The sequence below is a fragment of the Pseudomonas sp. Q11 genome, assembly GCF_024494355.1.
GTDB classification, from domain to species: Bacteria; Pseudomonadota; Gammaproteobacteria; order Pseudomonadales; family Pseudomonadaceae; genus Aquipseudomonas; species Aquipseudomonas hefeiensis.
In genome coordinates, this window is the sequence record NZ_JAKNQY010000014.1 from 1 (window position 1) to 15598 (window position 15598).

12 protein-coding genes are annotated in these 15598 nt (G+C 59.1%); 8 read left to right on the plus strand and 4 right to left on the minus strand.

The genetic code is table 11. The features are described from left to right. Positions 1–356 precede the first annotated feature (356 nt). From MA884_RS15735 to MA884_RS15745, 3 genes are all read right to left on the minus strand, one after another. Complete coding sequence (locus tag MA884_RS15735; protein ID WP_256231384.1) at positions 357–1247, minus strand: pseudouridine synthase; 891 nt, start codon at positions 1245–1247, stop codon at positions 357–359. A 70-nt stretch (positions 1248–1317) separates the two neighbouring features. Then, positions 1318–1638 carry a transcriptional regulator gene (locus MA884_RS15740; protein WP_047226389.1) on the minus strand — a complete coding sequence of 107 codons (321 nt, stop codon included), beginning with the start codon at positions 1636–1638 and terminating at the stop codon, positions 1318–1320. A gap of 92 nt (positions 1639–1730) precedes the next feature. Then, positions 1731–1970 carry a glutaredoxin family protein gene (locus MA884_RS15745; RefSeq protein WP_256231385.1) on the minus strand — a complete coding sequence of 80 codons (240 nt, stop codon included), beginning with the start codon at positions 1968–1970 and terminating at the stop codon, positions 1731–1733. 192 nt (positions 1971–2162) lie between these two features. On the opposite strand from MA884_RS15745, the gene MA884_RS15750 reads away from it, so the two are divergent. Then, the gene (locus MA884_RS15750) at positions 2163–3875 is read left to right on the plus strand and encodes a monovalent cation:proton antiporter-2 (CPA2) family protein (RefSeq protein WP_256231386.1); all 1713 of its coding nucleotides are present in this window, start codon (positions 2163–2165) and stop codon (positions 3873–3875) included. Between the two features lie 2 nt (positions 3876–3877). Here MA884_RS15750 and MA884_RS15755 read toward each other — a convergent pair whose 3' ends face one another. Further along, entirely contained in the window at positions 3878–5086 is a 1209-nt protein-coding gene (locus MA884_RS15755; protein ID WP_256231387.1) for an ammonium transporter, read from the minus strand. A 338-nt stretch (positions 5087–5424) separates the two neighbouring features. On the opposite strand from MA884_RS15755, the gene MA884_RS15760 reads away from it, so the two are divergent. From MA884_RS15760 to MA884_RS15790, 7 genes are all read left to right on the plus strand, one after another. Further along, positions 5425–5739 carry a YqjD family protein gene (locus MA884_RS15760; RefSeq protein WP_256231388.1) on the plus strand — a complete coding sequence of 105 codons (315 nt, stop codon included), beginning with the start codon at positions 5425–5427 and terminating at the stop codon, positions 5737–5739. 2 nt (positions 5740–5741) lie between these two features. Continuing rightward, positions 5742–6131 (plus strand): phage holin family protein, encoded by a 390-nt coding sequence (locus MA884_RS15765; RefSeq protein ID WP_256231389.1) that lies wholly within the window; start codon positions 5742–5744, stop codon positions 6129–6131. Continuing rightward, positions 6128–6463, plus strand: coding sequence for a hypothetical protein (locus tag MA884_RS15770; protein WP_256231390.1), 336 nt, complete (start codon positions 6128–6130; stop codon positions 6461–6463). The genes MA884_RS15765 and MA884_RS15770 overlap by 4 nt, the downstream gene beginning before the upstream one ends. 84 nt (positions 6464–6547) lie before the next feature. Beyond that, complete coding sequence (locus tag MA884_RS15775) at positions 6548–7876, plus strand: deoxyguanosinetriphosphate triphosphohydrolase (protein ID WP_256231391.1); 1329 nt, start codon at positions 6548–6550, stop codon at positions 7874–7876. Positions 7877–8270: 394 nt separating this feature from the next. Then, complete coding sequence (locus MA884_RS15780; protein WP_256231392.1) at positions 8271–8897, plus strand: response regulator transcription factor; 627 nt, start codon at positions 8271–8273, stop codon at positions 8895–8897. 74 nt (positions 8898–8971) lie between these two features. Further along, the gene (locus MA884_RS15785; protein WP_371134784.1) at positions 8972–12529 is read left to right on the plus strand and encodes a transporter substrate-binding domain-containing protein; all 3558 of its coding nucleotides are present in this window, start codon (positions 8972–8974) and stop codon (positions 12527–12529) included. A gap of 117 nt (positions 12530–12646) precedes the next feature. Further along, the gene (locus MA884_RS15790) at positions 12647–15595 is read left to right on the plus strand and encodes an HD domain-containing phosphohydrolase (RefSeq protein WP_256231394.1); all 2949 of its coding nucleotides are present in this window, start codon (positions 12647–12649) and stop codon (positions 15593–15595) included. Positions 15596–15598 lie beyond the last annotated feature (3 nt).

Here is a 15598-nt window from a genome sequence, read left to right on the forward strand (position 1 = left end):
CTCGGCATGGATGCCGAGGTAGCCGCGCTGGGCCATGGATGGCCCTTCGCGGCGGCCCACGGAGCAATGCCGGAGTGAGGGCACACCGAGCCTAAGCGAGGTGCCAAGTGGTGGGGCAATGCGCTTTTGGTTACTTTTGGCAGGTCCGGCTCCCGGCTCTTCCAAAAGTGACTCGCCGTAAGGGCGAAACCTTAAGTTGCCGTTACCGCAGCAACGGATATGCACCCAATCCAGTCCAGTCCAGTCCAACCCAAAAGAAAACGACCCTATCCCCCTCAGAAAGCGCCATTTCCTTAAGTGAACAGCATTACGCGATACTTGCGGGCTTTTTGATGCCTGTTCGAAAGTCAGCCCGATTACCACTGCAAGCTGATATCGCTTTGAAAAACACGTTCCTGACCGGTGACAGGGTCGATAAAACTCAACCCCTGGGCCAGCAACTTGAGCGGGTTGGCGTAATCGTCCGCCACGTCCCGCAGCACATCGGGGTAGAACGGATCGTTACAGATAGCCGCCCCGAGAGCATTCATATGTACTCGCAACTGGTGCTTCTTGCCCGTGACCGGAGACAGACCGTAGCGCCACAACTCGCCGTTTTTTTCCAGGACTTCGATGGCCGTTTCGGTATTGGGCTCACCCGGCCCTTCCTGCATCCGGAAGAAAGGCTCGCCATCGATCAGTCGGCTTTTATGCACCCGAGGAAAGGTCAGCCGGGGTAACGCACGGGCGATGGCCTGGTAGCGTTTTTCAATCCGTCGTGTTGGAAACAGCGATTGATAAGCCGAACGGCTCTGGGGGTTGGCTGAAAACAGCACCAGCCCGGCCGTATGCCGGTCGATACGGTGCAGGGGCACCAAATGGGGATTGTTCAGCCGTCGGATCAGACGGCGCAACAGGGTTTGCTCGACATACTCGCCCGCCGGAGTGACAGGCAGAAAATGCGGTTTGTCTGCCACCACCAGATGTTCGTCGGCATACAGAATCGACTCCACGACCGGTATCGGCTTCTCGTCGGGCACCTCGCGAAAATAGTGGATGCGCAAGCCCTCCCGGTACGGCAGGCCGGCAGCAATGGCCTTGCCCTCGCCGTCCAATACCCGGCCCCGGGCGATCCGGTCCAGCCACTGCTCACGACTGATGGTGCTGAAATGCTCGCACAGGCACTCCAGCACCGTCTGCCAGGAGCCGGGCGGAAGATATAAGGTGCTGGCCTGATGGTGTGCGGCGCAAAACGATGACCGGGACATTGGAAACTCTAATCTTTTGGCAGGGCGGCATTATCCGCCAGCCGCGCATGCCAGCCCAGCAATGATTGCTTCACGCCGGGATCGACGTCGTCTTTGCTGCCGCTTCGGTGAACTCTTTCAACCAGCGCAGCACCTCCACCGCCTCCCAGCGACCCGGATCGTACAACGCATACAACAGTCCCTGATAACCCACCACATCCAGTTGCTTGTGGTAGCCGGCACGCTGGAACAATGCCTCGATCTCGGCGAAGCAGGTGTTGAAATGCAGTTTGTTGAAGGGCGTCTTGCCTTCGGTTACCAGCCCGTCCAGGCGCAGCTCCTGGACCGCCTCGCGCACAACGTCCACGGACATCCGGTTCACGCTGTTTTTAAGTTGTTCGACATTGACCAAGGGACGCACTCCAGATAACTGTATGGGCATACAGTAACCGAAGAAGGGGACTTTCGCCAATGGCAGTGCCCGGACTCGACGTATGGCAGGGTTCAACTCAGGAAAGCGGCCACCTGATCAGCATCATCGAAAGGCCAATCCAGTTCCGCGCCGGTATCGATCCGGCGCAGGACCGGGATTCGTAGCCCATAACGCTCGAATAAAGCCTCGCTCTCGGCGATATCCACCAGCTCCACCAACAATCCATGCTCGACGAAAGACATCAACACACCTTCGGCAACTTCACAAAGATGACAACCCAGGGTGCCGAACAACTGGCATTCAGGAGGCATGGCAGGTAGACCCACTAAAGAGAGACGGTCATTCTAGGCCCACCCTGCCAAACCGTCGAGCCAGGTAGAACATCTGGCAGCGCTTCGGTAAAACGCTGATGCAAATCATTGAGCGCCAATACTTTTCCGGTAATACCTGGCGGTTTTTTTCCGTCTACGCTGTGTGACGCAAACCTTGAAACGGAGTACCCCTTGTTTGCCAATCTACTGATCATTCTTGCCTCGTCCCTGGTGGTCATCGCGCTGTTCAGGCGACTGCGCCTGCCACCGGTACTGGGTTATCTCTGTGTCGGCCTGGCGATTGGCCCCACCGCTCTGGACTGGGTGAACGACAGCGAAGAACTGCCAGACCTGGCCGAGCTCGGGGTGGTTTTCCTGTTGTTCTCGTTGGGGCTCGAGTTCTCCCTGGCGAAGATGATCGAACTGCGCAGGGTCGTGTTCGGCCTTGGCAGCCTGCAGGTGCTGTGCTCAGGGATACTGCTGGGCGGTTTGTTACTCCTCGCCGGCGCCCCCCCTATCGCGGCAATGCTGCTCGGCGCCGGGCTGGCCTTGTCATCCACCGCTATTGTCAGCAAGGAGCTGACCAGCCTGGGAGAAATATTCAGTAGCCATGGCCAGAACGCAATCGGTGTGCTGCTGTTTCAGGATGTTGTCGCGGTGCTGCTGTTGACCCTCGTCCCCGTGTTCGCCGGCAGCAGCGAGCAACCATGGTACTGGGCGTTGCCGCTGACCTTGGGCAAGACCCTGGTGCTGTTCGGCGGCTTACTGCTGGCCAGCCGTCTGTTGTTGCCCCGGTTGTTCCATGAAGTGGCCGAATCCCGGTCCGCTGAGCTGTTCGTGCTGCTGGCCCTGGTGATCGTATTGTTGACGGCGTGGCTGACACATCTGCTGGGTCTGTCACCGGCCCTTGGGGCGTTTCTGGCAGGCATGTTGTTGGGGGAAAGTCATTACCGACATCAGATCGAGGCCGACATACGGCCGTTCCGCGACATTCTGCTGGGGCTGTTTTTCGTCAGCATCGGCATGCTGATCGATCTGCAATTGTTTGTGGAGGACGGCTTGCTGATCCTCGGGTTGACCCTGGGATTGATGCTCATCAAGGGCTGCGTGGTCGCAGCGCTGGTGAAATGGCAAGGGGACGACGGCGAAACCTCCTGGCGCAGTGGCCTGGCCCTGGCCCAGGGCGGCGAATTCTGTTTTGCCCTGATGGCCCTGATGCAGCAGAACCGCCTCATGCCCGCCGACATCAGCGGCCTGCTGCTGGCAGCGACCTTCTGCTCGATGCTGCTGACGCCACTGCTGCTGCGTGCCGCGCCGCGTATCGCCGCTCGCCTGCACCGCAAACCCAACGAAGAGGCGCAACTGGACCAGATAAGCGCGCTCAATGCCGACTTATCAGGTCATGTGGTCATTTGCGGATATGGTCGCGTCGGCCAGTCAATCGGAAGGTTTCTACGCCGGGAAAACCAGGCGTTCGTCGCCCTGGATGACGACCCGGTCATCATTCAGGAGGCCAGCGTCGGGGAAAGCTGCGTGCACTATGGAGATTCACGCCGGGGCGACCTGCTGGCCGCCGTCGGACTGAGTCGCGCCAAGCTGCTGGTGATCGCCGTGGACAAAACCGACATCGCCATCAGCGTGCTCAAGGAAGCCCGCCGGCTCAATCCGCAGGTGCCGATTCTGGTGCGCACCCGCGATGACAGCCAATTGGCCGAGTTGCAGGCTGCCGGGGCCAGCGAAGTGGTCCCGGAGCTGCTGGAGTCAAGCCTGATGCTGGCCTCCCACGCCCTGATCATGCTCGGGCTGCCGAACCAACAGGTCCAGCAGCATGTAGATCAGGTCCGCCACGACCGCTATCGCTTGCTACACGGTTTTTACCCTGGAAATCAGGATAAAGAGCCGTAGGATCAGTCCTGACTGACCGCGCCGATCTTGTGGATCGAAAGGTCGGCGCCATGATACTCCTGCTCCTGAGTCAGTCGCAGCCCCAGCACAACCTTGATCGCGCCATAGACCGCGAAGCCACCGCACAGGGCAACGACAACGCCCAGCGTGGTGCCGATCAGTTGGCTGATCAGGCTGACCCCGCCCAAGCCGCCCAGAGCGCTCTGGCCGAAGATGCCGCAGGCAATGCCGCCCCAGACACCGCACAGTCCGTGGAGCGGCCAGACACCGAGCACATCGTCGATCTTCCACTTGCCCTGGGCCGCGGTGAAACACCAGACAAACAAGGCGCCGGCGATAGCTCCGGTCACGAGCGCGCCGATCGGGTGCATCAGGTCCGAGCCGGCACAGATCGCGACCAGCCCGGCCAACGGACCGTTATGCAGAAAGCCGGGGTCGTTGCGCCCGACGATCAAAGCCGCCACGGTCCCGCCAACCATGGCCATCAATGAATTGATTGCCACCAACCCGCTCACCGCCGGCAACGTCTGTGCGCTCATCACGTTGAAGCCGAACCAGCCGACAATCAGGATCCACGACCCCAAGGCCAGGAAAGGAATGCTCGAAGGCGCGAACGCGACCAAGCGACCATCCCGATAGCGGCCGTTACGCGGCCCTAGCAAGAGCACAGCGGCCAGCGCCAGCCATCCGCCCATGGCATGCACGACCACGGAGCCTGCGAAATCATGAAAACCCGCGCCGAACCGGGATTGCAACCAGGCTTGCAAGCCAAAATTGCCGTTCCAGACCACGCCTTCAAAGAACGGATAAACAAACGCCACGATCAACACCGTGGCGCACAACTGAGGCGCAAATCGGGCACGCTCGGCAATACCACCCGAAATGATCGCCGGGATCGCGGCGGCGAACGTCAACAGGAAGAAAAACTTCACCAGGCTGTAACCATGATCGACGTTGAGCGCCGCAGCAGGTTGCAGGAAGGTCACGCCGTAGGAAATCCAGTAGCCTACGAAGAAATAGGCCAGGGTCGATACGGCGAAATCGCTGAGAATTTTCGACAGTGCATTAACCTGGTTCTTCTGCCGGACGGTCCCCACTTCAAGGAACGCGAAACCGGCATGCATCGCCAGAACCATGACCGCACCGAGCAGAATGAACAGCGTGTTGGAGCTATGGACCAGATTGTCCACGGCGCTTTGCATATTTTCCATGGTGTTGGCAGACCTGAAAAGTTGAAAAAAGCACCAAACCGGTTCGTTCGCCCTGCCGGCGCACCAAGTCGAAACATCCCATCTAGCTGTCGAAAAGCCGATGAACCGAACAAGTGCAAAAAAACCGACAGCGCGGTGCTCCCCTTGGCGTGCTTCGCGGGTTTTGATTTTTTGGGTTAAGGTTTCTCGGGCTTACGCCCAGCTTCAGCGCACGGGCGAAGGGTGTCGCACCAGTACATGGCAGAACCCTGAGCAAAAGTTGTACCAGTCAGTTTCACTGAACCTTCCGGCAAGGCTCATACTCGAACGCTTCAGACGTCACTTACGGAGATCTACCCATGGCCAGAACCCAGGCAAAGACTGCTCAAGAAATCCTGATGGAAGATTTTCAGACGCTGGTCAGCGACACCGAACGGTTGTTGGATCACACCGCGACACTGGCCGGCGACCAGGCTGATGAGCTGCGCAGTCAGATCCACGAAACCCTCCTGCGCGCCCGCGACACCCTCAAGTTGACCGAAGACTCCGTGCGTGAGCGCGGCCAGGCTGCGGTGACCGCTACCGAGGAATACGTACAGGCCAATCCGTGGCAATCCGTCGGCATCGCAGCGGGCGTGGGCTTTCTGATCGGCCTGCTGGCGACACGGCGCTAATGATGGGCGTTGACGAATCCGGCTCGTCCGAAGCGGGCACACAACCTACGGCGCGCCGCCTGGGCGCAGCGTTTCTCGGGTTGCTGCACAGCCATGTCGAATTGTTCGGCATTGAACTTCAGGAACAGAAGGCGCGCACCGTCAGTCTGCTGTTGTTCGCAGGGCTGGCGCTTGTATTCGCGTTGCTGCTGCTGGTCGGGCTGTCGGCGCTGGTACTGATCCTGGTATGGGATACCTATCGTCTGGCGGGGATTATCGGCCTGTGCCTGTTTTATCTGCTGGCGGCGCTGTTCTGCGGTCTGCGGCTCAAGGCAGCAATCTATGACGAGTCCTCACCCTTCCATGCCACCTTGGAAGAATTGGCCAACGACCGGGAGCGCCTGTTGCCATGAGCCTGCCTGATATCCCTCAAGCGCGGACACGCCAGGAAATGCGCAAGGCGCTGGTGCGTCTGCGCATGGAAATGCATCGACAGGAAATCCGCCAGGAAACCCGTCAACTGCTGCAACCGCTGCAACGGGTGCGCGGCTTTACCCAGAGTTGGCACGAAGGCTTCGGCATCAAGCACGCACCGCTTTGGGGCGTGGCGGCGGTGTCCTTGCTCGGTTTCCTCACCGGCAAACGGACCCGCAGCGGCCGCACCAGCAGCGTAACGGGACTGATCCGCCTGGCAACGACGCTGCTGCCGCTGATCAAGCTGGCCAAAAGCGTGCGTAAACCTTGACGTAGCGATAGCCCATAGGCCTTGCGAGGTGCCCCGCGAACCGGGAAGCTAGGACATCGACCTCATCAAACGGAGCAACCGGCCTTGGATTGGCATACCCTTCTGACTCGCGAACGCCTCGGAAAACCGCTGCACAGCCCGGAAGAACTGGGTCGCAGCCCTTTCCACAAAGACCACGACCGCATTATTTTTTCTGGCGCGTTCCGGCGCCTCGGACGTAAGACGCAAGTGCATCCGGTCTCCAGCAACGACCACATCCATACACGCCTGACCCATTCGCTGGAAGTCAGTTGCGTCGGACGTTCCCTGGGCATGCGCGTGGGAGAAACCATCCGCAACGTGCTGCCTGATTGGTGTGAGCCAAGCGACTTGGGCATGGTGGTGCAATCGGCCTGTCTGGCCCATGACATCGGCAACCCGCCATTCGGTCACTCCGGCGAGGATGCCATCCGCTATTGGTTCCAACAGGCGGCAGGCCGCGGTTGGCTTGACGCCATGAGCGAAGCCGAGCGCAACGACTTTCTCAATTTCGAAGGCAATGCCCAAGGGTTTCGGGTTCTCACGCAACTTGAATACCACCAGTTCGACGGCGGTACCCGGCTGACTTACGCCACCCTCGGCACCTACCTGAAATACCCCTGGACCGCTCGTCACGCAGACTCCCTGGGCTACAAGAAGCACAAGTTCGGCTGCTACCAGAGCGAACTGCCGTTGCTGGAGCAGATCGCCCACAAACTCGGCCTGCCTCAGCTCGAAGACCAACGCTGGGCACGGCATCCGCTCGTTTACCTGATGGAAGCCGCCGATGACATCTGCTACGCGCTGATCGACCTGGAAGACGGCGTGGAAATGGAGCTTCTGGAATACCCGCAAGTGGAGTCACTGCTTCTGGACCTGGTGGGCGACGATCTCCCGGACACTTACCGTCAGCTTGGGCCGCTGGACTCCCGACGACGCAAACTGGCGATCCTGCGGGGCAAGGCCATCGAGCACCTGACCAACGCCGCGGCCAGGGCTTTCGTCGAGCAGCAGCAAGCATTGCTAGACGGCACGCTGCCAGGGGACCTGGTGGAGCATATGCATGGCCCAGCCAAACGTTGTGTACTGAATGCCAAGGACATGGCGCGCAAGAAAATATTTCAGGATAAGCGCAAGACCCTGCATGAGATCGGCGCATACACCACGCTGGAAATCCTCCTCAACGGATTTTGCGGCGCCGCCCTGGAGCAGCATGGCGGTCGTACGCCCTCGTTCAAGAATCGCCGCATTCTTGACCTGCTGGGCAACAACGCGCCCGATCCGAACGGCTCTTTGCATGGTTCGTTCTTGCGAATGATCGATTTTATCGCCGGGATGACCGACAGTTACGCCAGCGAAATGGCCCAGGAGATGACAGGCCGTACCCGCCAGTGAAAACTGACGTCGGCCTCCACCGCCAGCCGACGCCATGGATTCGTCAAAGCCACCGCCCTGGTGTGAACGAGCCTGCTATCGCACGCAGGCTCGCTCACAACGGCTCGTCGCGAAAGTTGCACATGAACGTACGGGCAAACAGTCTAACCAATCACCTCCGACTTACTTTAATAAACAACTTCCCCAAAGAAACACCCGGCCTTCTATAACTTTGCAATATAAAACTGACGCGACTCTTCTTACCTGCCTACCGCATCCCTAATTACCTCGTAGTACCGTGCCTCTTTTTTTGTAGGAAACCTCTGAAATTGAAGATGTACGCCTGTCTCCTCATACGACCTCGGCTTTAACTGGGCTAAGGTGCGCGCTTTATAAGCTCGTAGGGACTTTATTCATGAACTCCGTTTTCATTGTCGACGACCATCCAGTCATCCGCCTCGCCGTGCGCATGCTCCTGGAGCATGAAGGTTATAAAGTCGTAGGGGAAACTGACAACGGCGTCGATGCGATGCAAATGGTGCGCGAATGCATGCCGGACCTGGTCATCCTGGACATCAGCATACCCAAACTTGACGGGCTGGAAATCCTCTCGCGCTTCAACGCCATGACCACTCCGCTTAAAACATTGGTGCTCACGGCCCAATCCCCAACGCTCTTCGGTATCCGATGCATGCAATCCGGCGCCTCCGGTTACGTTTGTAAACAAGAAGACCTCAGCGAGCTGGTCAGCGCAATCAAAGCCGTGCTGTCAGGCTACAACTATTTCCCCAGCCAAGCGCTGAACCCTGTCCGTCATGATGATCCGCGCAGCATGGAGTTGGAACTTTTCAAAAGTGTCAATGACCGGGAGTTGATGGTGCTGCAACTTTTTGCTCAAGGCCGTACTAACAAGGAAATAGCCAAAGGCATGTTTCTAAGCAACAAGACCGTCAGCACTTACAAAAAAAGGCTGATGCAGAAACTCAAAGTCAAATCCCTGGTAGAGCTGATTGAAATGGCAAAGCGCAACGCGCTGGTGTGAGAAAAAACAGGATGCTCAAATGCATAAAAAAATACCTCCTGCCGTTAAGCGCGGGGTTATATGCGCAAGTCCTCATGGCGACGCCGGGAGTGCCCGAGCCCTACACGCTCATGGGGCGTTCGACTGCGGCTCATATCGAAGTCCTGCTCGATGACGCCCACCGTGGCCGGTTACAGGACCGGCAGGAATTGGTCTTGGGCACGTCCGCGCCGGATTATCCGCCCTTCGATCTTTCAACCAGCGGCCGCGACTACGAGGGCATGACCGCCGATTACGCCGGCGTGATCGCCAAGGCGACCAGTCTGCCAATGCGGGTCTTGCGATTCGGTTCCCGGGATGAGGCCATTGCGGCGCTCAAGAATGGGAAAATCGACATGCTCGGCACCGCCAATGGTTTCGAAGCCCGCACCCCCGGTATTGTGCTATCGACGCCTTATGCAGTCGATCAGCCCGTTCTCGTCACCCGGACGAATGAAAGCCGTTCCCTGACTGAAGATTTGAAGGGGCTGCGGCTAAGCATGGTTTATCACTACCTGCCGCTGCGGGAAATTGAAAAGCTTTATCCCAAGGCGATTATCACCACCTACCCCTCCTACCAAAATGCCATAAACGCCGTGGCTTTCGGCCAGGCCGATGTCTTCCTCGGCGATACGATTTCCACCCACTACATGATCAGCAAGGGCTACTTGAGCAACATCCGCATGGCGCGCTTCGGCAAACATGAATCCTACGGGTTCGGGTTCGCGGTGCGACGCAACGATACCCGGTTGCTGGAGGTCATCAACGCCACGCTGAACCAGATCTCCATCGCCGAGCAAGCGGCTATCTCCAAGCGTTGGAGTGCCGGCAGCGACCTGTACCTCACAGAGCACAAGATACAACTGACCGACCGGGAAGAACGCTGGCTGACCAGGCACCCGGTGGTTCGGGTGGCGGTGAACGAGACTGCTGCACCGTTCACTTTTTTTGATTCGGACGGCGATTTTCGCGGGATCAGCGCCGACCTGCTGGAGCTGATCCGGTTGCGTACCGGCATGCGCCTGGACATACAACGCCACCAGAACGACAACGACATGATTGGCGCGGTCCTGGAGGGTCAGGCCGACGTGATTGCGGCACTTTTACCCAGCAGCGAACGGCAACAACAGATGAAGTTAAGCCGCCCTTACCTCGATAGCTCATTCGTTCTGCTGACCCGCAAACACTCCGATACACCCACCACCCTCGACCAGTTTGGGGACAAAAGCCTGGCAATCGCCAAAAGCAATCCGATCATAGAGTTCCTACGCAACCAGTACCCAAGCATCAAAATAATCGAAACCGTCGGTTCCTTGCGCGCCGCTGAAATGATCGCCCAAGGCCAGGCCGACGGTGGCGTGAACTCGCTGGTCATGGCTAACTACTTCATCTCGTCCCACTCGTTCAAAGACAAGTTGCAAATCAGCAGCACCGTAGGGACTCAGCAGGCCATGTTCTCGCTGGCCACCGCAAGAACTGCCACGGAGCTTAGCTCCATTCTCGACAAGGCCTTGACCAGCATCGATCCCGACGAACTGGGTGTGATCAACAACCGCTGGCGCGGCTACGTCTCGGCCTCGGAACACACTTGGCGCGCCTATAACCGCCTGTTTTTCCAGATCGTCGCGGGCGTGGGCCTGTTATTGCTGCTTTCCCTGGCATGGAATGGCTACATGCAACGGCAGATCAGGCAACGCCAACGGGCAGAACTGGCCCTCAATGACCAGCTCGAGTTCATGCACTCGCTGCTCAACGGTACACCTCACCCCATTTATGTGAGAGATCGCAGCGGCCGCCTGCAAAGTTGCAACGACAGCTACCTGAAGACGTTCAACGTGAAACGCGAAGACGTCATCGGCAAGAACATCCTGCCCCCATCCATGAGCAACGCGTTCGAAGCGCAGCAATACCTGGCGGACTATCAGCGTGTCATGGCCGAAGGCATCCCACTGATCATGGATCGTCCCCTGCACATTGGGGATCAGGAACTGACCATCTACCACTGGATCCTCCCCTACCGCAATTCCAGCGCTGAAGTACAGGGTATCATCGGTGGCTGGATCGACATCAGCGAACGACGGCAGCTGTTCGATGAACTGCGAGCCGCCAAGGAGCGGGCAGACAGCGCCAACCGGGCCAAGAGCACGTTTCTGGCGACCATGAGCCATGAAATCCGCACCCCCATGAATGCAGTGATCGGCATGCTTGAGCTGGCCTTGAAACATGCCGACAAGGGTCATCTGGACCGCTCGACAATAGAAGTCGCGTACGAATCAGCTTCCGGCATGCTGGAGCTGATAGGCGATATCCTGGACATTGCACGTATCGAATCAGGGCATCTGAGCCTGGCACCCGAACGGGTCAATCTCAGGGCCATGCTGCAATCGGTCATACGGGTTTTCGAAGGCATAGCCCGGCAGAAGAACCTGGATTTGTCGCTGCAGTTCGACCCAGTCGAAGGCAACCCGGACGTCCTGATAGACCCCTTGCGATTCAAACAGGTGCTCTCGAACCTGATCAGCAATGCCCTCAAATTTACCGAAGAGGGTCAGGTCCAGATCAAGGCCCAACTGTCTCGAGTCGCCCGGGATGATGCCCTGCACATGCAACTGGAGGTCAGCGACACCGGCATCGGCATCAGTCCGGCAGACCTGCAGCGCCTGTTCGAGCCTTTTTCCCAAGTCGACAATACCGGCCGGATGGCGCGAACGGGTGCGGGGCTTGGCCTGGTGATCAGTCGCAACCTGTGTCAGATGATGGGCGGTAGTCTGCACATGAACAGCCAGCCGGGCATCGGTACCCAGGTCCAGGTTTCCCTGCAACTGACCACCCTGCCAAAGACAGCAGTCTGCGCGTCCCCTGAGCCTGTCATCGATACAGCCGCGGCCGCCCTGAGCGTTCTCGTCGTGGATGATCATCCGGCCAATCGGTTGTTGATGTCGCAACAACTGGAATACCTGGGTCATCACTACCATGTCGCCCATGATGGCGCGCAAGGGCTCAAGGCCTGGTGTGAAGGGGATTTCGATCTGGTCATTGCCGACTGCAACATGCCCATCATGAACGGTTACGAACTGGCCAGGTCGATTCGTCGCCATGAGGACGAACGAGCACTGCCGCGCTGCACCATCCTGGGGTTTACCGCCAATGCACAACCGGAGGAAAAACAACGCTGCCAGGAGGCCGGAATGGACGACTGCCTATTCAAACCCATCAGCCTGAGCGCCTTGAGCCGATGGATGAAAACGGTCAAATCCGCCAGCCGGCCAGGGGTTTTCAATGTGCAGAGCCTGCAGGCATTGACCGGTGGCAACCCCTTGTCAATCCGGCGCCTGTTGGAAGAACTGCTCAACAGCAATCGCTCGGACCGCCGGGAGTTGCTCGACGTCGCCCGCGGTGGGGACCGGCAGGCACTGACCGAAACGGCGCACAAAATAAAAGGCGTCGCCCGAATTGTGCAGGCGACCTCGCTGATTCAGCGATGCGAAGCACTGGAACACGCCTGCCATAAGGCTCAGGGGCCTGAGCCCATTGGCGAATACACCAAGGCCCTCGATCACGCCCTGATTGATCTTGAGCGAGCCCTGGAAATCGAGATCGCCAAGGCAAAATAATCCAGTGTTTACTATGCTGTTCGCTCAGCAGTGCGCACCAGGGGCGTTCTCAGTTGGTTTCCCCCGGCGCGGCAGGAAATTAGTTGGGAACGCCCCCTCACACTTGGAGTGACTGCAATGCCCAGCGCACCGCGTCCGCAACAACGCCGGTTTCCCTTGCACGTACACATCAGCGTGATGTTTACCTTGCTCTTGCTGCTGACCGGTGTGGTACTAGGGATTTTCAACTACCGCCAAACCACACAAATCATCCTGTCCAGCAGTGAAAAACTGTTCAACCGCATTGAGCAGGACGTACGCCTGGACTTGTATGACACCTATGAACCCATCCGCCACCTGCTGGGCCTGTTGGCCGATTACCCGGCGACACGTGAACCCCGGATAGCTCAGCGCCTGGCCCTGCTCGCACCCTTCAGCCAGGCGCTGCGGGACAACCCGAACCTGGCGTCGTTGTATCTGGCCGACAGCAATGGCGACTTCCTGATGGTCCGTCCCTTGCGCAGCGAAGCCCTGAAAACCGCGCTGAAAGCGCCGGCCAACGCCGCCTACCAGGTCTGGACCGTGGATCGGACAGAGACCGACGGCCAGGTTCGCGCCCAGTCGCTGTTCTACGACCAGGCCCTGGCGCTCATCGATCGCCAGGACATTGCCGACGAATCCTACGATCCACGCAACCGAGGCTGGTTTCGAAGCGCACTGGGCAGCACCGAGCAAATCACCACCGAACCCTACGTATTCTTCTCCACCCAAAACCTGGGCACCACTCTCGCCCGGCGCAGCGGTGAACAGGCAGTCATCGCTGCCGACCTGACCCTGGCGTCCCTGTCCCAGACCCTGGCCAAGCACAGGGTGACCGCCGGCACCGAAATCGTGCTGCTCGACCGCCAAGGCAATACGGTCGCCTACCCCGACAGTCAACGACTGATCACCGACACTCAGTCGGCACACCTGATCAAGGCACGCGAGCTCAGCCCGGCCATCGCCGCCGCACTCGACGACAACACTGACACCCCACGCCTGGAAGTCGGCGGACGCCAATGGATCGTTTCGCGCAGCCACATGCAGGAAGGCGGACCACAAGGCCTGGAACTGGCGTTGCTGGTCCCTGAAGATGAGTTGCTGGCCGATGCCTACCGCATGCGCTGGCAAGGCGCGCTGATCACCCTCGCCACCCTGCTGTTGTGCCTGCCCCTGGGCTGGTTGACCTCCAGGATTCTGGTCAAGCCCCTGCGCGCACTGGTGCAGGAGGCCGATGCCATTCGCAGCTTTGATTTCAACTACCCGGTGTCCCGTCGCTCTCCCGTGCTGGAGGTCGATCAGTTGGGCGTTTCGATGGCGCGAATGAAAGAGACCCTGGCAAGCTTCTTCGAAATCACCGCCAGCCTGCGCGCCGAAACCCGCTTCGCCCCTTTGCTGGAGCGGGTGTTGTTCGAGACGGTGAAGATCGGTCAGGCCCAGGCTGGCCTGATTTACCTGCGCGAGAACGATGACGAGCGGGTCAGGCCCTACGGGCTGGTTATCGATGGAACGCCTCGGGACCTTGCCGCTTTCGGGTTGCAAGGTCATGCGCTCAAGGCACAGGACAGCCCGCCATGGCTGCAGCAACTGGACGCCTCGGACAACCTCGTCACTTCACTGGGCTTCGAGCAGGCCGCCGATCTCAAGAGTGTCTTGCTGGCACTGGACGCTCCACGGGTTCACCTGATCGGTATCCGCCTGCGCAATCGTCATCAGGAAACCGTCGGGGTTCTGGTGTTGCTGATGACCGACAGCGGCACCGAAGCCGATCTGGAAAAACTGCAGCCGGACCGCATCGCCTTCCTGCAGGCCGTGTCCGGCGCCGCCACCGTGAGTATTGAAGGCCAGCGCCTGCAAGCCCGACAAAAACAGCTGCTCGATTCGTTCATTCAACTGCTGGCCGGAGCGATCGATGCCAAGAGCCCCTACACGGGCGGTCATTGCCAGCGGGTCCCAGCCTTGACACTGATGCTCGCCCAGGCCGCCGCTGCCAGCCAGGCGCCAGCGTTCCAGGCCTACCGACCCACGGAAGATGAGTGGGAAGCACTGCACATCGCCGCCTGGTTGCACGATTGCGGCAAGGTCACCACACCCGAATATGTGGTGGACAAAGCCACCAAACTGGAAACCCTGAACGATCGGATCCACGAGATCCGCACTCGCTTCGAGGTGCTCAAGCGCGACGCCTGGGTCGATTACTGGAAGGCCCTGGCAGCGGGTGGCGAGTCGTCGTCCCTGGCCCCGCAGCGCGACGCCATACTGGCCAGCCTCGATGACGACTTTGCCTTTGTCGCCCACTGCAACCTGGGCTCCGAGGCCATGGCCGACGCCGACCTGCAACGCTTGCAACGTATCGCCCAACGTCCGTGGACCCGGACTCTGGATGATCGCCTGGGGGTTTCCTGGGAAGAGAACCAGCGCCAGGCACGCACGCCAAAACCAACGCTTCCAGTCACTGAACAGTTGCTGATGGACAAGCCCGAGCACTTGGTGCAGAGGCACGAAGCCGAACTGATCCCGACGGACAACCCATGGGGCTTCCAGCTCGATGTGCCGCCCTGGAAATACAATCGCGGCGAGCTCTACAACCTCAGCATTACGCGGGGCACGCTGACGCGAGAGGAGCGCTATGTCATCAATCATCACATGGTGCAAACCATCCTGATGCTCAGCCAGTTGCCCTTCCCCAGCCATTTGGACAACGTGGCGGAGATCGCCGGCGGGCACCATGAAAAGATGGACGGTACGGGATATCCCAAGCGACTCAAGCGCGAGGAAATGAGTCTACCGGCACGCATGATGGCGATTGCGGACATTTTCGAAGCGCTGACGGCGGCCGACAGGCCTTACAAGAAAGCCAAGAAACTGAGTGAAGCCCTGGGCATCATGGCCACCATGTGCCGTGACGCCCACATCGATCCAGAGCTGTTCGGACTGTTCATCGATGAAAAAATCTACCTGAGCTACGCCAACCAGTTTCTCGACCCGCGCCAGATCGATGAAGTCGACCCGGACAGCCTGCTGGCCAAAGCGGGGTTGCAGGCATGAACG

Excerpts from the sequence above, each read along its gene's own strand:
- MA884_RS15770 (WP_256231390.1), top strand. The coding sequence starts at position 6,128 with ATGAGCCTGCCTGATATCCCTCAAGCGCGGACACGCCAGGAAATGCGC.
- MA884_RS15735 (WP_256231384.1), bottom strand. The coding sequence starts at position 1,247 with ATGTCCCGGTCATCGTTTTGCGCCGCACACCATCAGGCCAGCACCTTA.
- MA884_RS15745 (WP_256231385.1), bottom strand. The coding sequence starts at position 1,970 with ATGCCTCCTGAATGCCAGTTGTTCGGCACCCTGGGTTGTCATCTTTGT.
- MA884_RS15790 (WP_256231394.1), top strand. The coding sequence starts at position 12,647 with ATGCCCAGCGCACCGCGTCCGCAACAACGCCGGTTTCCCTTGCACGTA.
- MA884_RS15785 (WP_371134784.1), top strand. The coding sequence starts at position 8,972 with ATGGCGACGCCGGGAGTGCCCGAGCCCTACACGCTCATGGGGCGTTCG.
- MA884_RS15760 (WP_256231388.1), top strand. The coding sequence starts at position 5,425 with ATGGCCAGAACCCAGGCAAAGACTGCTCAAGAAATCCTGATGGAAGAT.
- MA884_RS15755 (WP_256231387.1), bottom strand. The coding sequence starts at position 5,086 with ATGGAAAATATGCAAAGCGCCGTGGACAATCTGGTCCATAGCTCCAAC.
- MA884_RS15765 (WP_256231389.1), top strand. The coding sequence starts at position 5,742 with ATGGGCGTTGACGAATCCGGCTCGTCCGAAGCGGGCACACAACCTACG.
- MA884_RS15780 (WP_256231392.1), top strand. The coding sequence starts at position 8,271 with ATGAACTCCGTTTTCATTGTCGACGACCATCCAGTCATCCGCCTCGCC.